Origin of the sequence: Salinibacterium sp. SWN1162 (assembly GCF_015864675.1) — a bacterium.
In the GTDB taxonomy this organism is placed as follows: domain Bacteria; phylum Actinomycetota; class Actinomycetes; order Actinomycetales; family Microbacteriaceae; genus Rhodoglobus.
The window spans coordinates 137,163-160,356 of record NZ_JADYWT010000004.1 but is presented as its reverse complement, the minus strand read 5'-3'; the positions used below and the strand labels follow the sequence as shown (position 1 = coordinate 160,356).

Sequence of the window (23,194 nt, the reverse complement as noted above, 5' to 3'; positions counted from 1 at the left end):
CTGCGTTCATTCGACGAACGAGTCGGCCGCACTCGTCACCAGAGTGAAGCTACCGTTTTCTTCGACCTCGAAGTCGCGGGGTTGCCCGTTCTCATCCGTGACAGAGATCGCACGGATGTCGAGGGGTTCGCCCTTGTAAGTACTCGGGGTAGCGCGACGCATCCCCCGGTTTTGATCGTCTGGAAACACAGCAACGAAGGTCTCGACCGTGAGCAGCGTTGAACGTCCCGCTTCGTCACGATCGAGGAAGAACTCGCCGTCATAGCTGTCAAAAACGAAGTCGTCGAGGCCAGCGTTCACGAGCCCGGTCGCTGCGGCTCCATCGCCTGCAAGGTCGTTCGGATGCCCGGCCGCGGCCGCAGCGAGAGGTGCTGCGCCCAACGCCACCACCACCGCGATTGCCCCCACCAGCCGTGCGCTCAGCCGCGCACTCCACCGGACTCGAGGGCGTCGCTGCGCGTTGACTGTCATCGCGTCTCCCGTTCCTTGACCCTCGGGCGAAAGCGAGCACCGCGTGCTGCTCGCTAGAGTCGAGGTATGAAGAGTGCTTTGGCTGTCGAACACCTGCAGGAATTAGTGCGAATCCCGACAATTTCCCGAGTGGATCCCTCCACCACGGAATGGACAGAATTCGACCGTTTCGCTCAGACATTGCGCAAGCTTTATCCACTGTGCCACAGCCGGCTCGAGCGCGAGACGGTGCTGGAGCACTCTCTGATTTTCCGCTGGCGCGGCCGAGCGTCTACCGAACCTGCCGTGCTGATGGGCCACTACGACGTCGTCGCGGCGACCGACGAAGGCTGGAAGCGACCGCCTTTTGCGGCAGAACTCAGCGGCAAGGGTGACGATCAGCTGATCTGGGGACGGGGCACCCTCGACGACAAGGGTTCCGTCGCCGCCATTCTTGAGGCGGTCGAGGCACAGCTCGAAGAGGGCCTTGTTCCCGCTCAAGACATTTACTTGTGCTTCGGTCACGACGAAGAGACTCACGGCACGGGTGCATCCGCCATTGTCGATCTGCTCGAAAGCCGCGGCGTGAAGCCAACGCTAGTGCTCGACGAGGGCGGCGCCATTGTCGACGACGTGTTCGACCAGGTTGATGCCCCCATGGCCGTCGTCGGGGTCGCCGAGAAAGGCACAGCAACCCTGCGATTGACGGTCGATCAGTCAGGGGGCCACGCCTCCACTCCCCCAAAATTTCCTGCCGCCGTACGGCTGGCGCAGGCCATTGTGCGGCTCAACTCACGGCCGTTCCCATCCCGTCTGACCGATACCGGGGCAGACCTCATGCGGCTGCTCGGCGAGCACGCAGGCGGCTTTACCGGCTACCTGCTGCGCAACGTCTCGTGGACAAAGCCTTTCCTGCTGCCAATTTTGGTGCGCAAGAGCGACGAACTCGCGGCCATGATGCGTACCACTCAAGCCGTCACGATCCTAGAAGGTGGTCATGCGGTCAATGCCATGCCCGAGCGGGTAAGCGCGGTGATCAATGTGCGCATCGCCGTGAATTCGAGCCTTAACGAGACCATCGCCCATGTCACTCGCGCGATCAACGACAAGCGAGTTCGCATTTCAGTGGACTCGCCCGGAGAGCCCTCTCCGGTTTCCGGAACAACCGGTCTCGCCTGGGAGCTCTTGCGTTCCACAATTGAGAAGACCTTCCCCGGCACCATCGTGACGCCCTATGTGCAGAACGGCGCTACTGACAGCCGGCATTTCACCCGCATCAGCGGTGGCGTCTATCGGTTCACACCATTTGCGATGGCCCGCGAAATGCGAGACACGCTCCATGCCCGCAATGAACGGATGCTCGTGAGCAGCTTCCTCGATGGAATCGCGTTCTACCGCGCGCTTATCGCTTCGCTCTAGTCGGCAGCGGCTTGACGGGGAGCGAATGGCAGCGTGTCGGAGCCGCTGACTTCCTGTGCGATCCACGTGCCAAGCTCGGCGGGCCGATCGGTGATTATTCCGTCGACTCCGAGCGCTACGGCATCCGTCCACGTGTCGGTGTCATTGAGCGTGTAGATCAGCAGCCCGAGTCCGGCATCATGAACCTGTTCGACGAGAGCAGGGTTCCCAGTGATCGCTTTCTTGCTTGTGACGATCGCGACGGCACCGGCGGCGGCCGCGAGTTGCGCCGGGTCACCAACGATGTCTCGCACGATCAGCATCCCGGGAAGTTCTGGGCTTATCCGTTGCGCAGCCTGAAGCGTCATGATGTCGAAGCTGCCGAGGATCACATGGTCATTGACGCCATTGCGCGCCACGAGATCGGCAACGAGCGCCACTTGTTCGTCAGTCCATGACCCTTTGAGTTCAAGGATGGCGTTCTTCGTCGACCAGCGGAGAACGTTGAGAAACTGTTCAAGGGTCGGCACGGACGCTCCCGCAAATTCTTCACCGAACCACGAACCGGCATCCAACGCTGACAGTTCTTCGTAGGTATAGCTCCACACGGGGCCAGTGCCATCGGTCGTGCGATCGACCGTCCAGTCGTGCATCAGTACGGGAACGCCGTCAGCGGTGAGCTGTACGTCCGTCTCGACGTAGTCCGCCGCACTGTCGAGGGCGAGGCTGAGCGCTTCGAGCGTGTTCTCGGGGGCGACGGTGGCGTCTCCTCGGTGACCCGCGATAAACGCCGCCTCTCCGGGCGCTCGGAGCGAAGTGAATACTCCGGCCGCATGCACTCGCGTGACATTGGCATTCAGCACGAGCGCGAGAGTGATCGCGGTGACTATCGCAGCAGCGAGGGCTGCTCGTTGTGCTCGCAGGTGGTGCTTCGGGTGTGCCAGGTTCTGCGATGTCGCCATTGACTCGCCATCCTTGTGTCGGGTTGCCGCACGTTCGCGGTGCCCCCACTATAGCGAGCCTGTTACCAATCCGTTACCTTATCGGCGAATTACTTGAGGCGTGTCTCAATCGCCTCGCGAAACGGGATCGACGGAACCGCTCCATGGTTCTCTACCGAGATGGATGCCGCGGCTCCAGCAAAACGCAGGGCGTCCTCCAGCATCATGCCCTCCACCACACCCGCGGCGAACGCACCACAAAAGGTGTCCCCCGCGCCCGTCGCGTCGACGGCCGTGACCCGATGCGCCGGAACAATGACGGGCTCGGAACCGACGCGGTGAAGTGCGGCACCCTTCGAACCCAGCGTCACGATGACGGTCGAGACGAGGCTCAGCAAGCGCTCACCGATGCCATCCAATTCGCTGGAGAGACCGTTGTCGCTCGCGAGCTCGGCGGCCTCGTGCTCGTTGACGATAAGTATGTCGAGGTTCTCCAGAAGCTCTGACGGCAGAGCTTGAATGGGCGCAGCGTTCAGAATGACGCGGGTGCCGACGGCCCGAGCGATTCGTGCTGCTTCGATCACGGTGGCCAGAGGAATCTCGAGTTGCATGACGAGAGCGGATGCCGCACTCAGCGCTGAGGAATCTGTCGCTGTCAGGTCGGCGACATCAGCGTTCGCCCCCGCCTCGACGATGATCGTGTTTTCGCCCGTGTTGTCCACCGCGATAAGCGCCGTGCCGGTGGGCTTTGCCGTAGTTCGCAGATGCGTGACGTCGATTGAGTCTGCCGCGAGCCCCGACCGCACCATGTCGCCGAATCCGTCGTTGCCGACGGCGCCGATGAATGTGGTCGAAACGCCAGCGCGCGCTGCAGCGACGGCCTGGTTCTGACCTTTACCGCCTAATGCGGTATTCACTCCTCGCGAGAGCACGGTTTCTCCCGGCGAGGGGATGCGGTCTACTCGAAAGACCTGATCAATGTTTGCGCTGCCAACGACGACGATTCCAGACATTAGTCAAAAGTAACGCATTCCCCGGAGGAACGGGGCCTATTTGGCTTCTGTATCTGATTCCGCCGCAGCGAGAATGCGGTTCACCATTCCGCTGAAGATCACGCCGTGGAAGGGAAGGATCGCCGCCCAGTAGAGGCGACCACCTAGCCCGCTCGGGAAGAACACCGCCCGCTGACGATAGAACGATCCGGCGTCGCCGCGATCTTCGACGCTCAGCTCAAGCCACGCCCGGCCCGGCAGCTTCATTTCTGCCCGGAGGCGCAAGCTATGCCCGCGCTCGATGCTCTCGACCCGCCAGAAGTCCAACGCGTCGCCGGTGTTGAGGGTGGTCGGATGACGGCGGCCACGTCGCAGTCCGACCCCACCAACCAGCTTGTCGAGCCAGCCGCGCATGGCCCACGCCAACGGGAACGAATACCACCCGTTCTCGCCGCCGATACCCTCAACCACAGCCCAGAGCGCGGCGGCTGACGCTGGAGTCTCTCGTTCACGCAGGTCGGTATAGACGGTGTGACCGGTCCACTCGGGGTCGCTGGGGATCGGGTCGCTCGGCGCGCCAACGACGGTCGCGTCTTGCCAACTCGTCTCCACTTCGCCGTCGCCCATCTTCACCAGCGCTAACCGCACTGACGCGCGATAACTCGTAAGCCCACCCTCTGGGGCAGGGATGAAATCTGAGACTGACTTGTCACGAACAACGCAGTCAAACTGGAGCGACTCAATAATCGGCACCGCCAAAAGACGAGGGATAGGCGTGACGAGATTCACCCATTGCGACGCCAGCCACGGAGTCAGCACCGGCAGTGAGGCGATGGGGCGCTGGTGCAGCCCCGCCTCGACGGCGTAACCATTCATCATCTGGCCGTAGCGCAGCACATCCGGTCCGCCGATGTCGAAACTGCGGTTGAGGTCAGCGGGCAATTCGAGCGCCGAAACCAAGTAGTAGAGCACATCGCGTACTGCGATGGGCTGAATGAAGTTGCGCACCCACTTCGGTGCGGGCATGTACGGCAGAACTTCCGTGAGGTGACGAATCATCTCGAAGGAGGCCGAACCGGAGCCGATGACCACTCCAGCGTTGAACGCGATGGTCGGTACACCTGACTCGAGCAGGATGTTGCCAACTTCGGCCCGGCTGCGCAAATGGCGGCTGAGCTCAGAAATGTCGCCCTCGGGGTGAAGCCCGCCGAGGTAGACGATGCGCGAGACCCCCGCCTTCTTGGCAGCGTGGGCCACGTTCATCGCTGACAGCTTTTCAGTCTTCTCGAAATCGCCAGCAGCTCCCATGGCATGAACCAAGTAGTAGAGCGCGTCAATGCCGTCGACGGCAGCGACAAGGCTGTCGGCATCGGTGAGGTCTCCCACGATGACCTCAACATCGTCGCTCCACGGCACATCACGCAGCTTTCGCGGATTGCGCACGAGAACACGAACACTGTGCCCCGCTTCAATGAGTCGAGGCACCAATCGGCCGCCGAGATATCCAGTTGCTCCAGTTACAAGAACGCGCATGCTGCAACCCTAGGCACGGCCGCTGGGAGGCAGCGCACAGTTACCTCGGTATCTGCTGCCGCCCTGTTCTTAGCGGGCTCGACGCGCTACTGGGCTGCGAGGCTTGAGCCGGCGCCAGAGAACGAACCAGGCTGCGCCACTGAGGGCGAGGATGCTGAAGAAGATGGTCCACGCCATCCACGTCTGATCCGGCTTCGCGCCGTACACGCTCGCCTGCAATTCCGCCTGCGACAGAGCGGGAGTGATCGTTCCGTCGATTTCGCCAACGGCTCCCTCGCCAGTCGAGCCGCCCAAGGATCCGCCTGCTCCGGTCGACGATGTCGATTCGGGATCGGGAGTCTCTGTCGGAGATGGCGTCTTGGTGGCCTTGGGCGTCGGCGTGCTACTGGATTCGCTCGACGGTTCAGGAGTGGCAGCGGGGTCTGCGGCGGGAGGCGCGTCTGGCCCGGTATGGCCGGGGTAGGTCGCGAACACCTGCACACCCCACGTCGTGCCACCGCTCTGATAAAAAGCGATCCCGATGTCAGTGAAGGAACCCAAAATGTTCTCGCGGTGCCCCTGCGACCCCATCCAACCGTCGTGCATCGACTGCGCGGTCGGGTATCCCTGGGCGACGTTCTCGCCGGCGGAGCGCCAACCAGACGGAATCTGAGCCGAATAGTCGGGATTGTGCGACATGGTGCTGCTCGCCGCCATTTTCTTGGCCCACGCTAACGCGACGGCATCCATGTCGGCGTTGCGGATGAGGCCCTGCTGACCGTTATCCCACCGAGCTTGATTGACAAGCCCGTGGATGGTGTCAGCTTCTGCTGCAGAAGCGGGGGCTGCAGCAGCAATCGGAACGAGAAAAACCGCGAGAAGAAGTGCAAAAAATCCACTGGCGATGCGGGAGGGAGTGTGGCGTGAAAAAATCATTACTCAGCAAGTATCCGTGGATACGCGCGCTAGGCAACCCCCACGCCACACCTCTCGGCTAAATCAGAGACTTCGTGTGCCAGACGGTCTTTGTCTCGGTCCACTGAACGACACGTTCGATGGATGGCGCGGGAACACCGACGACCGGGCCGGAGACGCGCTTGAGCGTATCGGCAGCCGCGATTTGAAGGTCAACCCACTCGAGCTGTTCTGCTCCGGCGAGGTCGAGACCATTGACATCCGCGTGGCTCGCAAGCCACGGAGCGATCTCGGCGGGCGACCCCGTGAGGATGTTGACGACTCCCCCAGGAACGTCACTCGTGGCGAGAACCTCAGAGAGGCTGATCGCGCTCAGCGGAGCGTTCTGGTGGGCGACAACGACGACGGTGTTACCGCTGACGAGCGCCGGAGCGATGACGCTTACGAGGCCAAGCAGCGACGACGAGTCTTGCGGAGCAACGATCGCGATAACGCCACTCGGCTCCGGCGTTGACAGATTGAAGTACGGGCCAGAGACGGGGTTACCGTTTCCGGCTACCTGCACGTATTTGTCAGCCCAACCGGCGTACCAGACCCACGCGTCAATAGCGGTATCGACCTGAGTGGTCGCGGCCGACTTCGAGAGGGATTCGGTAGCGATGAGCTCGTCGATGAACTGCTCGCGACGACCCTCCAAGAGCTCAGCGATGCGGTATAGCACTTGGCCGCGGTTGTAGCCCGTGGCCCCCGACCAGCCGGAGACGGCGGCGCGGGCGGCCACTACGGCATCCCGGGCGTCCTTGCGGCTTGCCAAGGCTGCGTTCGCAAGGAACGCGCCCTTCTTAGTGGTGACTTCGTACGTGCGACCGCTCTCGCTGCGCGGAAACTTGCCACCGATGTAGAGCTTGTAGGTCTTAGGAACCGTGAGACGGGTCATTTCTTGCCACCTTTCGTGACGGCGGGCGCAGCCCATCCAGCGGATTCTAGGTACGAAGCGAGTCCATGACGGCCGCCCTCACGGCCGTAGCCGCTCTCCTTGTAGCCACCAAATGGTGACGCAGGATCGAAGCGGTTGAACGTGTTCGCCCAAATCACGCCCGCGCGCAGCTTGTCAGCCACAGCGAGAACGCGTGAGCCCTTCTCGCTCCAGATGCCCGCTGACAGCCCGTAGGGCGTGTTGTTGGACTTGGCGATCGCTTCTGCCGGAGTGCGGAACGTCAGCACGCTCAGCACGGGCCCGAAGACCTCTTCACGAGCGATGCGGCTCGAGGTCGACACGTTCGTGAAGATCGTCGGAGCGAACCAGAAACCGTTTTCAGGGATCGGGCAGTCCGCGGTCCAGCGCTCGGACCCTTCGGCTTCGCCGATGTCGCTGAGTTCGCGGATGCGGTCGAGCTGAGCTTTGGAGTTGATCGCACCAATGTCGGTGTTCTTGTCGAGCGGGTCGCCCATGCGCAAGGTGGAGAGTCGCGCCTTGAGCCGGTCAACGACCTCGTCGTGAACGTTCTCTTGAACCAGAAGGCGCGATCCTGCACAGCAAACGTGACCCTGGTTGAAGAAGATGCCGTTGACGATTCCTTCGATGGCTTGGTCCATGGGGGCGTCATCGAAAACGATGTTCGCGGCCTTGCCGCCGAGCTCGAGCGTGACCTTCTTGCCCGTACCCGCGACCGATTTGGCGATCGCACGGCCAACACCGGTCGAGCCGGTGAAGGCGACCTTGTTGACATCCGGGTGGTTGACGAGCGCGTGGCCAGTGTCGCCGGCGCCGGTGACGATATTGACAACACCCTTGGGCAGGTCAGCCTGCTGCAGGATTTCGGCAAAGATCATCGCGCTCAGCGGAGTGGTCTCGGCCGGCTTGATCACGACGGTGTTTCCCGCGGCGAGCGCCGGAGCGATCTTCCACGCGAGCATGAGCAGCGGGAAATTCCACGGGATTACCTGAGCGGCAACACCGAGCGACTGCGGGTTGGGTCCGAGGCCGGCGTAGTCGAGCTTGTCGGCCCACCCGGCGTAGTAGAAGAACCACGCTGCAACGAGAGGCACGTCAACGTCGCGGCTCTCCTTGATCGGCTTTCCGTTGTCGAGGCTCTCGGCAACGGCAAGCTCACGAGCCCGCTCCTGCACGAGGCGAGCGATGCGGAAGAGGTACTTGCCGCGGTCAGCGCCCGAGAGCTTCGACCAGGTGCGGTCGTAGGCCTTACGGGCTGCAGCGACAGCGGCATCCACGTCAGCGTTGTTGGCGTTGGAGATCGAAGCGATCTCCTTTTCGGTTGCCGGGGAGATCGTGGTGAACGCGTCGCCGCGGCCATCCACAAACTCGCCGTCAATGAAGAGACCGTAGTGCTTCTTCAGGTGCAGCACCGAAGTCGATTCGGGGGCTGGCGCGTAGTCGAGAAAGCTTGGTGCTTTCACGCTCAGTGCTTTGTCATTCTCAGTCATGGGGTGCCTTAGTCAATCGTGACGTAGTCGGGGCCGGAGTAGTGGCCGGTGGTGAGCTTCTGACGCTGCATGAGCACGTCATTGAGGAGACTGGAGGCCCCGAAACGGAACAGGTGCGGCTGAAGCCATTCCTCGCCCACAGTTTCGGCAACAGTCACGAGGTACTTGATCGCGTCTTTCGAGCTTCGGATGCCGCCGGCTGGCTTGACACCGATCTTTTCCCCGGTGAGCAGATGCCAGTCGCGCACGACCTCAAGCATGAGCAACGTGACGGGCAGGGTCGCTGCCGGCGCAACCTTACCGGTGGAGGTCTTGATGAAGTCTCCCCCGGCGAGAATTGCCAACCACGATGCCTTACGCACGTTGTCATACGTGTTCAGTTCGCCGGTCTCCAAGATCACCTTGAGGTGGGCGTAGGTACCGTTCTCGCGGCGGCATGCCTCTTTGACAGCAACGATCTGATCGAAAACAACTCCGTACTTGCCGGAGAGGAACGCGCCACGGTCGATGACCATGTCGATTTCGTCCGCTCCGTTAGCGACGGCTTCCTTGGTGTCCATGATTTTGATGGGCAACGACGAGCGCCCGCTCGGGAACGCGGTAGCGACAGCGGCTACGTTGATTCCGCTGTCAGAACCGTTCGACCAAGACGAGCCGAGTGCTTCTGCTGCGTACGGAACCATGTCGCCATACACGCACACGGCTGCGACCTGCGGGGTCGAGGCATCCGAAGCGTCAGGAAGCACGGCCTTAGCCGCGAGAGAGCGCACCTTGCCGGGAGTATCCGCACCTTCGAGCGTGGTGAGGTCGATGAGCTTGATGATCGTGTCGAGGGCCCAGGCCTTCGACGTGGTCTTGATCGAGCGCGTTCCGAGCGCTGCAGCACGCTGCTCAAGCCCGACCGCGTCGACGCCCGAAAGCCCCTCGAGGTGCAGCTTGAGTGACTTCTCGGTCAGATCTGAGCCGATGAGGTTGACCGCGCGCTCAGCAGGAGCGAGCGCGATGGCCTGTTCGATTGTCATGTGGTTTCCTCCAGAAGGGCGTGAGCGGTGGCCTCATCGGTGACGATGACGGAACACAGCCCACTGGTAACGACGGCGCGCGCGACGTCATGTTTAGCGTCGCCAGCGACGACAAAAATTGCGTGCTCGGCGGCACGGAGCTCATCAAGACCGATACCGACCGTTCGCTCGTCCAGAGCGGAATCGACGATCTTTCCAGCACCGTTGATGTACCGGCCAACCACGTCTCCGACGGCTCCCTTGGAGACGAGGTCATCGACATCGCTCTCGGTCAGGTAGCCGCTATCGACGTGAACCGAACTAGCCCCGGCAACTCCGGCGCTATACAGATAGGCGGATGCCGAAGCACCCAGGGCCCGAACGCTAGCCACAGCGCGGTCGCGTTCAATCGCGCGCTTGGTCTCGACCTGCTCGAGAATTGCGGGGATCGGCAGCAGCGTTGCTTGACCGTGACCCTTCTGCGCAATCGTGACAGCGGTCTGCGCTGCTGTGCCTTGCTTGCTATTGAGGCTCACGCCACCATTGATCTGCACGACCTGCACGCCAACGGTCCAGCCGGGAGCCAGCAAGCGAGCAACCTCATCGAGGGTGCGCCCCCAGCTCACACCGAGAGTGCGAGGAACGGGGCGAACGGCCGCCAAGTAGTCCGCGGCCGCTTGGGCCACGCGAGGGTTGACCTCTTCGTCGTCGGCGGGCAGCGGAACAACGACCGCGTCCTTGAGTCCAAAGCGATCTCGCAGCTGGCGTTCGACATCCAGTCGGCGGGCGCGAGGGTGAATGATCTCGATACGGACGATGCCGGCTTCACGAGCGCGGGTGAGCAATCGGCCCACTTTCCAGCGGGTAATACCGAGAAGAGCACCGACTTCGTCTTGGGTCTTGTTCTCTTCGTAGTAGAGCTCGGCAACGCGCACGGCCAATAGCTCGGTTGATTCATCCACTGCTGCCTCCTGACTTCAACGATAGAGTCCTGCGCACTGCGCTGCAACATATGCAGTAGGTCTTGCTCAGATGAGCAGGCGTGATGAGCGGCGAGTGCGCACATGCGCAGCCAACACCCTGAACCTGAACACCACACGAACGTGGTCCGATGGGCGCAGCACTCCCCCTGCACCCCATAAGGTGGATGCCGTGACCACCACCACATCGAATCGCTATGCCCTCGCCATTGACATTGGCGGCACCAAAGTCGAGGCTGCCCTCGTTGACCCGAACGGCGTCGTTCTCGCGACGAGCCGCTTCCGCGCCCCCACGGGCCGCGCATCGTCGAGCGACCAGCTCGCCGACAGCGTGCGCACCGTCGTGCGACAGTCAACGGCCGCACTCCCCGATGGCGCCGAACTTCTCGGAGCCGGTATCGGAAGCGCCGGCCCCATCTCGGTATCACGCGGTGAGGTATCGCCCCTTAACTTGCCGGCCTGGCGCGACTACGGCGTGCGCGCCCTCGTCGAAGCTGAGCTTCCCGGCCTCTCCGTCGCTCTGCGCGGCGACGGCAACTGCATTGCCCTTGCCGAACACTGGATCGGCGCCGCTCAGGGAGTGAAGTACTTCATGGGAATGGTTGTCTCGACCGGTGTGGGCGGCGGCCTCATCCTCGACAACCAACTGATCGACGGCCCCACCGGCAACGGGGGCCACTTCGGTCACGTTGAAGTCGGCGGCGAGACCGCTCGCTGCGGATGCGGCGGAACCGGTTGCGTTGAAGCGGTCGCAGCAGGTCCCAAAACCGTAGAGTGGGCCCAAAGCCAGGGCTGGACTGGCACGACCGGCGAAGAATTGGCCGCAGACTATGCCGCGGGCAACGAACTCGCGATACGCGCAGTGCGTCGGTCTGCTCGCGCGGTCGGTCACGGCATCGCCTCAGCGACGGCCCTCGTCGACCTTGAATTGGTCGCTATCGGCGGTGGCTTCTCCCACGTGGCCGCCGACTACATCGACCTTGTTGCCGAAGCAATCACTGATCGCGCACCGTTCCCCTTCATCACGAAGGTGCGGGTTGTGGCGTCCGGCCTCTCTAGCGATGGCCCCCTAATTGGCGCTGCTGCTCTCGTGCACCACCCGGAACGATTGAGCGTCTCAGCCCTCGAGCCCCGCTAGGTCCCCAGAAAGGTCGGTGCTCGCCGGAGTCGGTGCTCGCCGGACCTAGTCCTCGAGCGCCGCGACCGGAATACCCAACTCGTCTTCAACGAAACTGGGGCGCGAGAGCATCACGGCGCTGATGAGCGCTAGCAAGCTGGAGCTGAGCAGGAACATCAGCGGCCACATCCAGCCGCCGCTCAGTTCGCGCACGAGCGCTACCGCAAAGGGACCGAGAGCGGCGACCGTGTAGGCGACGCTCTGCACGAACCCACTGAGCGCTGCTGATCCCTGATGGCTGCGTGTGCGCAGGTTGATGAGTACGAGGCAGAGCGGGAAGAGAATGGTTCCGAACCCGACAAAAATCACCGAGAGCCAGGTCAGCGTCGTCGGGAAGAATGCAAGCCCGAGGTAGCCGAGCACTCCGGCAAAGACACCTCCGGCGATTACGACTCCGATGTTTGAGACGCGGCTGGCCAAAATGGGGCTGAGAATGCCCAGCGGAATACCGATAAGCCCGAAGAGGGAGAGCATTGCGCCCGCCTCAACCGGACTGAAACCCGCTGACTCGATCAGGATCTCGGGCAGCCACGCGAAGAAAGAATAAAACCCAATCGAGGAGACGCCGAACGCAATGGTGATCGCCCACGCCGTTCGCGACTTCGCTACAGCCCACACTGAGATGTCGGATGCCACGGGCACGACGGTCGCATCGAGCGCAGTGTTGCGCTTGGCACGCCGCCCACGAACGGTGAGCACGAGCCACGGGATGAGAGCGGTCAACGCCAGCACGGCCCAGACGGCGACGGATGCACGCCAGCCAGCAACCTCGGCTACCGGGGCCGCGAAGAAGGCGGGGATGGCAGCACCCAGCGAGATGAGCATGACATAACCGCCGGTCACCGTCGCCAAACGGTCCGGGAAGTACTTCTTTACGGCGGGAGGCAGCAGGACGTTGCCGACGCCCATGCCGGCTAGCGCGATGAAGCTGCCGAGGGCCAAAAGAATGTAGTTGTCGCTGACTGCGCGCAGAGCCGATCCGGCAACCATGGCGGCCGCTGAAATCAGCAGACTCGCGTCGAGACCGCGGGCGCGAGCGAGCGCTGGAGCAGCAATACCGGCGATTGCAAAGGCGATCGGAGGCAGCATCCCGAGGACGCCCAGACCCAGACCAGAGATCGGGATGTCGTTCTCAATGACGCCGATGATGGGCGAAATAGCAGCAACCGCGGTGCGCACGTTCAGTGCGACGAAGAGGATGCCGGCGAGCGCGAGAAGACGCCCCCTCCAGAGGGTGCGCGTGGGAGTAGTCATTCGCACGAGTCTACGTTGAGAAATCAGCACCCCCTACGATGGTGAGTATCGTCGGCAACCCGTGTCGGCCACACGTCTGAGGAGACAGTTATGGGAAACAGCGGATTCGACCTTGGAGACATCGGCGATGTCGTCGGCGACCTCGTCAAAGGCAAGGGCCTCGATAAGGATGCACTCGAGCCCATCTGGGAAGGCATTCAGCCGACCCTCAAGGGACTCGACACCGACACGATCCTCGAGACTGTCGCGACCTGGGCGAAAGACCTCAATCTGCCGATCGTGGGCAACGTGCCCGACGACGTTGTTGAGAACCTCAAGAACGGCGTGAAGGTTCCCCTCGACAAGCTCCTCAAGGGCTAGTCTTACGACCTATTTCTTGGGCGTTTCCTTCGCGGGGACGCCCAAGATTTCTCTCACGGCTACCTCATCGAGGCACATCTGGTCGATGAGAGCATCGACCGTCGTGTACTTGACCATCCCGCGCACGTATTCGACGAATTCGATCTCGACCCGCTTGCCATAAATATCGAAGTCTTGGTCAAGAGCGTGGGCTTCTACTTGCTTCTCAGGCACCCCGTCAAAAGTCGGGTTGTTGCCAATCGAAACGGCGGCGGCGAAGTGAACGCCGTCAACCACGAGCCACGCCGCGTAGACGCCATCGGCGGGAATGAACCCCTCTGAGTTGCGGTCAAGGTTGGCGGTCGGATACCCGAGCTCCCGCCCTCGCTGCTGGCCAAGCACGACAACTCCCCGCACGGAATGAGCTGCGGTGAGCAGTTGCGCTGCCTCAGCCACGCGACCTTCAGAGAGCAATTCACGAACAAACGTGGATGACACCCGGCGCCCCTCTTCGAGCGCGATGTCATCGATCACGACGACCTCGAAGCCGTGGGCTTCGCCGAGTTGACGCAGCAGCGCAACGTCGCCGGCACCCCGAGCGCCGAAGCGGAAGTCAGCACCGACGAGAACGACTTTGGTGTCGAGCGCACCGTTGAGAATCGTCGCCACGAAGTCCTCGGCTGAGACTTCGCTGAGGGCGCGGTCGAAGGTCAGCACCAGAGTGCCGTCAATCTCAGTGGTCGCTAAACGTTCAAGTTTCTGCTCCTTGCTGAGCAGCGGCTGCGGGCACGAGGCAGGGTTCAGCAGGCTCATGGGATTGCGGTCGAAAGTCACCACGATCGAGCGCAAGCCTCGTTCAGCGGCAACCTCACGCAGACGCGCGAGCACCGCGCGGTGACCGCTGTGAACGCCATCGAACTTGCCAATAGTGACGGCGACCGGGCCATAAGACTCTGGCACAGCATCAATCGATTCGAAGAGATCCATCTCAGCGCCGCCCCTCAGTGATACGCACTCGATATAGCCAGATGAGGCCGAGTACGGGAAGAGCGAGCGGCACGAAAAGGTAACCCGCACCGAATGCTGACCACACTGTATCCGCGGGGAAGAGGACGGCATCCACGAGGCTGAGCGTGCCCACAGTGATGACGCCGACAAGCTCGAACACGATCGCGACTACGGCGATCCGGTACCAGACGCGGCCCGAACGGATGAGGGCGACGGTGGCCACGATGTATACGAGTCCTGCTACCGCCGAAAGGACATACGCGATCGGAGCCTCGTCAAATTTCGTCGCGATCTGAAATAGCGAACGCGCAGTAGCGCCCAAGGCCATCACAGCGTAGACGGCGATGAGCACTCGGCCAATACCCGAGGCTGTTGAAGAACGTGTGCTTGTCATCTCTCTCAACTTTAGGCGCTCTTGGCTAGGCCAATTGCACAAACCAGATCTGGCTCATGCGGTAGACCATCACGGCAACCGACAGACAGGCGACACCCAGAATCACGGTGCTCCACCGGTTGCGTTCGATGAGGCCCCACATGACGGCGGCGGGCGGAATCAGGATGGCGGACACTAAGTAGATCCAGAACTCCAAGGCGCTACCGGTAGCGACGTTTCCCAAGAACGGAGAGACGATCGCCATGACGAGTTGCACTATCAGGAGAGCTTCAACGAGAAGCGTTGCCCCAAGGGAATAGTCGTTGGGGGTCACCTTGGCAAAGCCCGCGATGACAGCGGCGGTTCCCGCCAATACCGCAATGATCACTTGGACCCACACAAACCACTCAACCATTGTTTGGGGTACCTTCCTCAGAAACGGTATCGCCCTCGAGCGCAGCAGCCTGCTGCTGCTGGAGAGGCTGCGCATCGCGCGGAAAATTGGACAGCACGTGGGCACGCCCGTCGACGATCTGGATGAGCCCCTGGAGGCGGCCGTCGGGGGCCAGAGCGGCTATAGGCGTCGCCGCCTGTGGCGCGAGTGCGATGCGTTTGCCGTCAGAGAGATCCTTCGACTGCTGAGCGTCAAGCTGCACTGTCTCGAAGAGTTGCGCGGCCACCGTCGCCGGAGCGACCAGTTGAGTCTCGAGATCGGAATCGAGCGCGCTGGCGTTCTCGACCGAGAAAGGCCCGACCTTTGTGCGGCGAAGTACCGTCAAGTGCCCGCCGACGTTGAGGGCCTCCCCCACATCACGAGCTAGTGCCCGGATGTACGTACCCGACGAGCAATCGACAAGCACGTTCAGATCGATGAACTCTCCGCGCGTAATCGTGAGCACGTCGAAAGCAGAAACCGTCACCGCCCGCTCGGCGAGAACGACCTCTTCACCAGCCCGTGCCAGCGTATACGCGCGCCTGCCATCAACTTTGATGGCGCTGACCGAACTCGGCCGCTGCGAGATAGCACCGGTGAGGGCGGCAACTGCCTGCGCGATGGCATCGTCAGTGACGGCGGCAAGAGCCGCGGCATCCGCTGGTTCTGAAAGCTCGCCCTCGGCGTCGTCGGTGTTCGACGACGCTCCCAGTCGGATCGTTGCGGTGTACTGCTTGTCAAGGCCGACGAGATAGGTGAGCAGCCGAGTGGCGTTGTTCGCGCCAAGCACGAGGAGGCCAGTAGCCATCGGGTCAAGGGTGCCGGCATGGCCGATCTTGCGAGTACCGATCGCCTTGCGGGCTCGCGAAACAACGCCGTGACTCGTGATGCCTTGCGGCTTATCCACGAACAAGATTCCGCTGGCGGGATTGCGCGGTGGCTTTGCCATGCCATTCCCTTCACCATGGCGACCCCGGATGGGCAGCCCAACAACTTTAGCCAATTCTGGCGCACCCGACGCACGGGCGCGCTCCGCGCTGCGCTGACGAGAAATCTTCATCCGCTGCGCTTAGACTTGCGGCTATGCGAATCGGCATTATTGGGGCGGGTGCCGTCGGCGGCGCCATTGCGGGCTTACTCGCGCGCGCCGGCAATGATGTCGAAGTTACGGCACGCGGCGCACACCTCCAGGCGCTCCGAGAATCAGGACTCACCCTGACCGGAGCCTGGGGCGACAGCGTCTCGCGAGTGCGCGCCGCCGCCACTCTCAGCCGCATCAACGAGCTCGTCATTGTTGCGACAAAAGCGCACGACGCTGAGCAAGCGCTTCGCGACAACATCCGGTATGTACGAAACGTTCCCGTCGTCATTTTTCAAAACGGTCTCGACTCTCTCGATACTGCGGCGCAGGCCTCACCGCGGTCAGACATCATCGGTGCGCTCGCCACCTTCGCCTCATCATTCCTCTCTCCCGGCACCATCCACGTGACTGCCGCTGGCCCAAGCTACCTTGGCGTCGCCGGCGATAACGATGTGCCGGCCCGCTACGCCGCCGACGTGCTCAATGCCGTGATGCCCACCTTCGCCGTCCCCAACTTTCGGGGCGCCCAATGGACCAAACTCGTTATCAACCAGGTCAATGCGTTACCGGCGATCACCGGACTCAGCGTGCAGGAGGTCCTTGCCGACTCCCGCCTGCGCCGCATCATGACGGCCAGCATGCGGGAAACCGCGAGGGTCGCGCTTGCTCAGGGCATTTACTTCGAAACGTTGCAGGGCCTGTCCCACCGCCGTTTACGTCAGTTCGCTCGCGCACCGTTGTGGTTCGGCCAGCTCATACCACTCGCCATGGGCCGCCGCATGGGTCGCACCCCTAACCCGGGCTCGACCCTGCAGAGCATCCGCCGAGGCCAACCGAGCGAAGTGGATGCGCTCAACGGCGCCGTAGTACGCGCCGCGCAGGAGCGCGGCAACGAGGCCCCACTCAACGCTCTTATGGTCGAGTTGGTGCACGACGTCGAGGCGACCGGAAACTTTCTCAGCCCCGATGACACCGTGGCGCGCTGTGCCAGCGCGATGCACCAGTGACCGCTGCTGCACCGGCCGCCGACCGCTTAGAGCTCTCCCGCCAGATTCGCGAGTGGTTTGCCGAGGCCGGGCGTGACTTGCCGTGGAGGCACGACGGGTTTGGCGCCTGGGGCATCCTCGTGAGCGAGATCATGCTGCAGCAGACGCCGGTCGTGCGAGTGATTCCTCGCCTTGAGCAATGGCTCGACCGGTGGCCGACGCCCGCAGCTCTCGCGGCCTCAGCGCCCGGGGATGCTGTCCGAGCGTGGGAACGCCTCGGCTATCCCCGACGTGCCCTCAATCTGCATGCCGCCGCGACCCTGATTGCCGAGCAGCACAACAACGTGGTGCCCGACGATGTGCCGACGCTACTGGCTCTGCCTGGTATTGGCGACTACACCGCTCGGGCCGTAGCCGCTTTCGCCTACGGGCACCGGCATCCGGTCGTCGACACCAACGTTCGACGCGTGATTGCGCGAGCCGTGGATGGCGTCGGTGAAGCTGGTCCTCCGTCGACCAAGCGCGACCTCGCCGCTATGGACCTGTTACTGCCCGACGAGCGCGTCGCCGCACAGGCCACCAATGCGGCGGTCATGGAACTCGGCGCGATTGTCTGTACCGCTAAAAAGCCGCAGTGCGAGCAATGCCCGGTGCGCGATCTCTGCGCGTGGCGTGCGGCAGGGTACCCCGCCTACGAGGGCAAGAAACAGATAGTGCAGAAGAAGTTCGAAGGATCAGACCGCCAGGTGCGCGGGCTGATTCTCGCCGAACTTCGCGCGAGCGATATTCCCGTGACGGCAACCGAAATTGAACAAATCTGGGCGGATGCCGCCCAGCGCGAGCGCGCCCTGACCGGCCTGCTCAAAGACGGCCTCGCCGTTGCGGAGGACTCGGGTTACGTTCTGCCCTAATCCGTTCGCTGGGTGACGCGCCGAGAGTCTGCGCAGACCGAGCGAAATCGCTTAGGCGTCACCGCTGACGTAGTGACCATCGTCATCATCGTCATCGTCGAAGCCGGCGGCTTCTTCTTCGGCGGCGATGTCGCGCGGCTTCACGTAAGGGTCTTCATCCCCGGCATACTTCGCGGTCTTCTTGAGAGCCTCGACGGAGGCGTCACGCTGGTGCGCTTCGGTCAGCAGCGAATCAATGAGAGCGGCGTTTTCGGGAATTCCATCGGGAATGAACTGGATCGACGGGGTGAGGCGTGCGGTGAGATTCTTACCGACTTCGCGACGGACGAGGCCGGTCGCTGAGGTGAGAGCGGCGGCGCTTTCGGCGCGCTCTTCGTCGCTGCCGTAGACCGTGTAGAACACGGAGGCGTGCTGGAGGTCGCCGGTTACCCGAACGTCAGTGATGGTCACAAAACCTAAACGAGGATCTCTGATGCCACGTTCAAGCGTTTTGGCAACGATTACCTTGATGCGGTCCGCCATTTTCGCGGCACGAGCTGCGTCAACCATCTCTACTCCTTCTATAACTTGTGCTGCCTCGAGATTAACTGAGGCGTTGACGGCACCCAGGCCAGGAAGCTTGCGGAGCCTGCGTAGCTCCGCTTCCTGACCTGGGTACCGTCATAAGCCAACGAGATTAGACTCGCGGCTTTTCCTTCATTTCGATTGTCTCGATCTCGTCACCGATTTGGATGTCGTTGAACTTACCGAGGCCGATTCCGGCTTCGTAGTCGGTACGAACTTCTGTGACGTCATCCTTGAAGCGACGCAGCGAGTCGATCGCCAGGTTGTCGCCGACGACGACACCTTCGCGAATAACTCGTGCTCGGGCGTTTCGCGTGATCGTTCCCGATCGCACGATGACACCGGCGATGTTTCCGACCTTGGAGGAGCGGAAGATCTCGCGGATCTCGGCAACACCCGACTGAACTTCTTCAAATTCAGGCTTGAGCATTCCCTTGAGCGAGTTCTCAACATCTTCGAGCGCGGCGTAGATAACCGAGTAGAAGCGCACGTCAACACCTTCACGAACGGCGCGTTCGCGCGCCTTCGGGTCGGGGCGAACGTTGAATCCGATGATGATGGCGTTGTCGACCGTGGCGAGGTTGATGTCGCTCTCGGTAACAGCACCGACACCGCGGTGGATGATGCGCAGCTGAACCGAGTCATCAACATCAATCTTGAGCAGCGACTCTTCGAGGGCTTCAACAGCACCCGAGACGTCACCCTTGATGATGAGGTTGAGCGATTCGACCTTGCCGTCTTCGAGGGCCTTCGTGAAGTCCTCGAGGCTGATGCGCTTGCGGCTACGAGCCAGCAGCGCGTTACGCTCTGCTGCTTCGCGCTTCTCAGCGATCTGGCGGGCCATACGGTCGTCATCGGTAACCAAGAACACGTCGCCGGCCTTGGGTACAGAGGTCAGACCGAGTACTGCAACGGGGCGCGAAGGCTCCGCATGAGTAACCGAATCGCCGTTCTCATCGAACATGGCACGAACGCGACCATAAGCGGTACCCGCAACGATGGGGTCTCCGACTTCAAGCGTTCCCGACTGGATGAGCACGGTAGCAACCGCACCGCGACCCTTGTCGAGCTTGGCTTCAATCGCGACACCACGTGCATCCTTGTTGGGGTTTGCGCGCAGGTCGAGTCCGGCGTCCGCCGTCAGGAGCACAGCATCAAGCAGCTCGGTGATACCGACGTTGTTGAGCGCCGAAACGTCCATAAACATCGTGTCTCCACCGTATTCTTCGGCAACGAGGCCGAATTCGGTGAGCTGCTGGCGAACCTTTGCGGGGTTGGCGCCTTCTTTATCGATCTTGTTGATCGCAACAACGATCGGAACGTTAGCCGCCTGAGCGTGGTTGAGGGCTTCAACCGTCTGGGGCATGATTCCGTCGTCTGCTGCAACCACCAGGATCGCAACGTCGGTGACCTGAGCACCACGAGCACGCATAGCGGTGAACGCTTCGTGGCCCGGGGTGTCAATGAAGGTAATCGGACGTTCGATGCCCTCGTGCTCCTTGACGACCTGGTACGCACCAATGTGCTGCGTGATGCCACCGGCTTCGCCAGCAACAACGTTGGCGTTACGAATGGAGTCGAGCAGCTTGGTCTTACCGTGGTCGACGTGACCCATGACCGTGACAACGGGAGGGCGAATGACGAGTTCATCGTCTGATTCGTCTTCGAGCTCTTGGTCGAGGTCCATGTCGAAGCCGAGAAGCAGTTCGCGGTCTTCCTCTTCAGGCGAGACCATTTCGATCTTGAACCCGAGCTCTTCACCCAGAATGTCGAAGGTCGCCTCGTCGAGAGACTCGGTCGCTGTCGCCATCTGCCCCAAGTGGAACAGAACGGTGACGAGGTTTCCGGGACTCGTGTCGATCTTGTCAGCGAAATCGGTGATGGAGGCACCACGACGAAGGCGAATTACTTCCTTGCCATTTCCGCGGGGGACGCTAACGCCACCAAGCGACGGTGCTTCTCTCAGTTCGAACTCTGCCCGCTTCGCCCGCTTCGACTTGCGCGCCTTGCTCTTGCCGCCACCACGGCCGAAGGCACCTGCGGTACCGCCGCCCGGGCCGCGACCGCGACCGCCAGCTGGCGGACGGTTAGGACCAAAGTTGTTCGGAGCTCCACCGGGACGGAATCCGCCACCAGCTGCACCGGGACGTGCACCGGCACCGGCTGCACCGGGACCGCCTGGGCGCTGACCGAAGCCACCGGGACGCTGACCCTGACCCGGTCCCCCGGGACGAGGTGAGCCTGGACGCGGAGACCCTGGACGCGGAGCGCCAGGACGCGGAGCCCCAGGACGAGGGGTGCCAGGACGAGGAAGTCCGGGGCGAGGTGCACCGGGACGAGGAATCGAGCCGCCTGCGCCGCCGCCTGCTGCGGGGCGACCCATTCCCTGGTTAGAGGCGAAGGGGTTGTTTCCCGGACGGGGAGTACCCGGGCGAGGAACTGCGGAGGGATTGGGAGCATCCGCTGCACCAGAAGGCTTTGCGCCAGACTCAGCGGACGCCTTCTCAGCAGCAGCTGCCTTTTCGGCAGCAAGAGCCTGAGCTTGACGCTCCGCGACCGTCAGCGGAGCGGGAACCGCTCCCTCTTCTGGTTCGCGAGCCTGCTCGGGCTCTGGTGCCGCAGCGGGTGCTTCCTCGGCAACAGGTGCCGGGGTCGGTGCGCTGGGCATCGGGGTCTTGGGCTTAGGTGTCGCTTTCGCGGCAGCCTTGGGCGCGGCCTTCGGAGCAGCCTTGGGCTTCTCTTCTGCGGCCGGAGCCTGTGCTGCGTCAGCCTCGAGTGCAGCCTTTAGCCGTCGGGCGACGGGGGGCTCAATGCTCGAAGATGGGCCCTTAACGAATTCGCCCATTTCTTTGAGCTTCGCTAGGGCAGCCTTGCTATCGACGCCAGCTTCGGCGGCGACTTCGTGTACGCGTGGTTTTGCAGCCACTTTTCTCCTGTCTGGGTCTGCTCCCAGACAGGGGCAGACCACTAATTACGGACGGAACTCATTTCGAGCCGCTCATTAGTTGTCCATAGGTCAATCAGCCTGTTCGTTAGGGGACATCGGTTGATGTCCCGCCTCATATTCAGCTAACACTGAAAGAAGTGCTCCGGTATCTAGCGGCGGTTCAACCTTCAACGCACGCGCAAAAGCCCTGCGTTTAACCGCAGAATCAAAACACGAAGTTGTGGGATGAAGCCACGCACCGCGACCCGGAAGTGTGGCCGATTGGTCGGCCACCACCGCACCGTGAGATGCGACAACTCTCAGTAACGAGGTTCTGCTGGCGCTTGCGCGACAACCAACACACGTTCTTACTGCATCCATAATACCCCTACTCTGCAATCCCGCACTCCCCCGCGCCCACGCACAGCGGGTAGCGAGCAAACGCCCCGGTCAGCCCCGCAGCACACTGGCGTGCGGGACTAACACAGGCGAAGGTTAGTCTTCGTCGAGAATGGAGTCGGGCTGGATGTCGATGCGAGCACCCGTGAGCTTGGCAGCGAGGCGGGCGTTCTGCCCTTCCTTACCGATCGCAAGCGACAACTGGTAGTCCGGCACTAGTGCGCGAACAGCCTTGGTGGCCTCGTCGATTACGTAGGAGCTCGATACCTTGGCGGGAGAGAGCGCGTTCGCCACAAACTGAGCGAGGTTCTCGGAATAGTCGACGATATCGATCTTTTCACTGTTGAGCTCGGCGGTAACGGCACGAACACGCTGACCGAGTTCGCCAATACACGAACCCTTAGCGTTGATGCCCGCTTCGGTGGCACGCACGGCCATCTTGGTGCGGTGCCCGGCTTCGCGAGCAACCGAGGTGATTTCTACCAAACCGCTGGCAATCTCAGGGACTTCAAGCGCGAACAACTTGCGAACGAGCGAAGGGTGCGTTCGGCTGACCGTAATCTGCGGCCCCTTGTCACCCTTATTCACGGCGGTGACGTACACCCGGATGCGCGCACCGTGAGTGTATTCCTCGGTGGGAACCTGCTCTTCGGGAGGCATAAGAGCTTCCACTGTTCCGAGATCAACGTGAATCATGCGTGGGTTGGGGCCCTGCTGAATCACGCCGGCAACAATGTCACCCTCACGACCCTTGAACTCACCAAGGACCTTGTCGTCACCAATGTCGCGCAAGCGCTGGTTGATGACCTGTTTAGCTGCGAACGCGGCAATACGTCCGAAATCACTGGGGCTGTCTTCAGCCTCGCCAATAACCGCACCCTCTTCGTCGTACTCAGGGACCCAGACACTGACGTGGCCGGTTTTGCGGTCGAGCACAACACGAGCGGTTGGCTGCACTTCTACAGCCTTACCTTCGGGAGCCTCAACGTGCTTGAGATAGGCGCTCAAAATCGCCTGCTCAATGATTAGCACCAGTTCTTCGAACGGTATCTCTCGCTCGCGCTCCATCATGCGCAGCACGCTCAAGTCGATATCCATTGAGGACCTCC

General features: G+C 62.0%; 23 protein-coding genes. 5 read left to right on the top strand and 18 right to left on the bottom strand.

The window, feature by feature from the left end:
- Positions 1-6: 6 nt before the first annotated feature.
- A complete protein-coding gene (locus I6E58_RS13615) occupies positions 7-471 on the bottom strand; it encodes a hypothetical protein (RefSeq protein WP_197134724.1) in 465 nt (154 codons plus the stop codon).
- Between the two features lie 66 nt (positions 472-537).
- Here I6E58_RS13615 and I6E58_RS13610 point away from each other — a divergent pair, with 66 nt between their 5' ends.
- Positions 538-1,869: a M20/M25/M40 family metallo-hydrolase gene (locus I6E58_RS13610; protein WP_197134721.1), complete on the top strand. Its 1,332-nt coding sequence runs from the start codon at positions 538-540 to the stop codon at positions 1,867-1,869.
- On the opposite strand, the gene I6E58_RS13605 is transcribed toward I6E58_RS13610, so the two are convergent.
- From I6E58_RS13605 to I6E58_RS13570, 8 genes are all read right to left on the bottom strand, one after another.
- Positions 1,866-2,810, bottom strand: coding sequence for a glycerophosphodiester phosphodiesterase family protein (locus I6E58_RS13605; protein ID WP_197134718.1), 945 nt, complete (start codon positions 2,808-2,810; stop codon positions 1,866-1,868). The two genes, I6E58_RS13610 and I6E58_RS13605, sit on opposite strands and share 4 nt — an antisense overlap.
- An 89-nt stretch (positions 2,811-2,899) precedes the next feature.
- Complete coding sequence (locus tag I6E58_RS13600; RefSeq protein WP_197134715.1) at positions 2,900-3,802, bottom strand: ribokinase; 903 nt, start codon at positions 3,800-3,802, stop codon at positions 2,900-2,902.
- 36 nt (positions 3,803-3,838) lie between these two features.
- Positions 3,839-5,314, bottom strand: a complete 1,476-nt coding sequence (locus tag I6E58_RS13595) for an SDR family oxidoreductase (protein WP_197134712.1) — start codon at positions 5,312-5,314, stop codon at positions 3,839-3,841.
- Positions 5,315-5,383: 69 nt separating this feature from the next.
- Positions 5,384-6,229, bottom strand: a complete 846-nt coding sequence (locus I6E58_RS13590) for a CAP domain-containing protein (RefSeq protein WP_197134709.1) — start codon at positions 6,227-6,229, stop codon at positions 5,384-5,386.
- Positions 6,230-6,287: 58 nt separating this feature from the next.
- Positions 6,288-7,145 (bottom strand): aldehyde dehydrogenase family protein, encoded by an 858-nt coding sequence (locus I6E58_RS13585; RefSeq protein WP_197134706.1) that lies wholly within the window; start codon positions 7,143-7,145, stop codon positions 6,288-6,290.
- On the bottom strand, positions 7,142-8,653 hold the full coding sequence (locus tag I6E58_RS13580; protein WP_197134703.1) for an aldehyde dehydrogenase family protein: 1,512 nt from the start codon (positions 8,651-8,653) through the stop codon (positions 7,142-7,144). The genes I6E58_RS13585 and I6E58_RS13580 overlap by 4 nt, the downstream gene beginning before the upstream one ends.
- A gap of 8 nt (positions 8,654-8,661) precedes the next feature.
- Positions 8,662-9,675 carry a deoxyribose-phosphate aldolase gene (deoC, locus tag I6E58_RS13575; protein WP_197134700.1) on the bottom strand — a complete coding sequence of 338 codons (1,014 nt, stop codon included), beginning with the start codon at positions 9,673-9,675 and terminating at the stop codon, positions 8,662-8,664.
- Positions 9,672-10,616, bottom strand: coding sequence for a sugar-binding transcriptional regulator (locus I6E58_RS13570; RefSeq protein WP_197134697.1), 945 nt, complete (start codon positions 10,614-10,616; stop codon positions 9,672-9,674). Before I6E58_RS13570 ends, deoC begins: the two co-directional genes overlap by 4 nt.
- A gap of 190 nt (positions 10,617-10,806) precedes the next feature.
- On the opposite strand from I6E58_RS13570, the gene I6E58_RS13565 reads away from it, so the two are divergent.
- On the top strand, positions 10,807-11,772 hold the full coding sequence (locus I6E58_RS13565; RefSeq protein WP_129071048.1) for an ROK family protein: 966 nt from the start codon (positions 10,807-10,809) through the stop codon (positions 11,770-11,772).
- A gap of 45 nt (positions 11,773-11,817) precedes the next feature.
- On the opposite strand, the gene I6E58_RS13560 is transcribed toward I6E58_RS13565, so the two are convergent.
- A complete protein-coding gene (locus tag I6E58_RS13560; RefSeq protein WP_129071049.1) occupies positions 11,818-13,065 on the bottom strand; it encodes a CynX/NimT family MFS transporter in 1,248 nt (415 codons plus the stop codon).
- 90 nt (positions 13,066-13,155) lie between these two features.
- On the opposite strand from I6E58_RS13560, the gene I6E58_RS13555 reads away from it, so the two are divergent.
- On the top strand, positions 13,156-13,425 hold the full coding sequence (locus I6E58_RS13555) for a hypothetical protein (RefSeq protein ID WP_197134694.1): 270 nt from the start codon (positions 13,156-13,158) through the stop codon (positions 13,423-13,425).
- A gap of 9 nt (positions 13,426-13,434) precedes the next feature.
- Here the strand turns inward: I6E58_RS13555 and I6E58_RS13550 are convergent, their stop codons facing one another.
- From I6E58_RS13550 to truB, 4 genes are read right to left on the bottom strand one after another with little or no spacing between them, the layout of a single operon-like run.
- Positions 13,435-14,391 carry a bifunctional riboflavin kinase/FAD synthetase gene (locus I6E58_RS13550; protein ID WP_197134691.1) on the bottom strand — a complete coding sequence of 319 codons (957 nt, stop codon included), beginning with the start codon at positions 14,389-14,391 and terminating at the stop codon, positions 13,435-13,437.
- A 1-nt stretch (position 14,392) separates the two neighbouring features.
- A complete protein-coding gene (locus I6E58_RS13545; RefSeq protein WP_197134688.1) occupies positions 14,393-14,806 on the bottom strand; it encodes a hypothetical protein in 414 nt (137 codons plus the stop codon).
- A 25-nt stretch (positions 14,807-14,831) separates the two neighbouring features.
- On the bottom strand, positions 14,832-15,200 hold the full coding sequence (locus I6E58_RS13540; protein ID WP_129071053.1) for a hypothetical protein: 369 nt from the start codon (positions 15,198-15,200) through the stop codon (positions 14,832-14,834).
- Positions 15,193-16,167: a tRNA pseudouridine(55) synthase TruB gene (gene truB, locus I6E58_RS13535; protein WP_197134685.1), complete on the bottom strand. Its 975-nt coding sequence runs from the start codon at positions 16,165-16,167 to the stop codon at positions 15,193-15,195. Before truB ends, I6E58_RS13540 begins: the two co-directional genes overlap by 8 nt.
- A gap of 134 nt (positions 16,168-16,301) precedes the next feature.
- Between truB and I6E58_RS13530 the strand changes: the two genes are divergently transcribed.
- Both I6E58_RS13530 and I6E58_RS13525 read left to right on the top strand, forming a co-directional pair.
- Positions 16,302-17,306, top strand: a complete 1,005-nt coding sequence (locus I6E58_RS13530) for a ketopantoate reductase family protein (RefSeq protein ID WP_197134682.1) — start codon at positions 16,302-16,304, stop codon at positions 17,304-17,306.
- Positions 17,303-18,196 (top strand): A/G-specific adenine glycosylase, encoded by an 894-nt coding sequence (locus I6E58_RS13525; protein WP_374189201.1) that lies wholly within the window; start codon positions 17,303-17,305, stop codon positions 18,194-18,196. Before I6E58_RS13530 ends, I6E58_RS13525 begins: the two co-directional genes overlap by 4 nt.
- 51 nt (positions 18,197-18,247) lie before the next feature.
- Here the strand turns inward: I6E58_RS13525 and rbfA are convergent, their stop codons facing one another.
- The 4 genes from rbfA to nusA form a co-directional block, all read right to left on the bottom strand.
- Positions 18,248-18,745: a 30S ribosome-binding factor RbfA gene (rbfA, locus tag I6E58_RS13520; RefSeq protein ID WP_197134679.1), complete on the bottom strand. Its 498-nt coding sequence runs from the start codon at positions 18,743-18,745 to the stop codon at positions 18,248-18,250.
- A gap of 127 nt (positions 18,746-18,872) precedes the next feature.
- A complete protein-coding gene (gene infB / locus I6E58_RS13515) occupies positions 18,873-21,686 on the bottom strand; it encodes a translation initiation factor IF-2 (RefSeq protein WP_197134676.1) in 2,814 nt (937 codons plus the stop codon).
- 90 nt (positions 21,687-21,776) lie between these two features.
- Positions 21,777-22,067: a YlxR family protein gene (locus tag I6E58_RS13510; RefSeq protein ID WP_129071058.1), complete on the bottom strand. Its 291-nt coding sequence runs from the start codon at positions 22,065-22,067 to the stop codon at positions 21,777-21,779.
- A gap of 114 nt (positions 22,068-22,181) precedes the next feature.
- The gene (nusA, locus tag I6E58_RS13505; RefSeq protein ID WP_129071059.1) at positions 22,182-23,183 is read right to left on the bottom strand and encodes a transcription termination factor NusA; all 1,002 of its coding nucleotides are present in this window, start codon (positions 23,181-23,183) and stop codon (positions 22,182-22,184) included.
- Between the last annotated feature and the right edge of the window lie 11 nt (positions 23,184-23,194).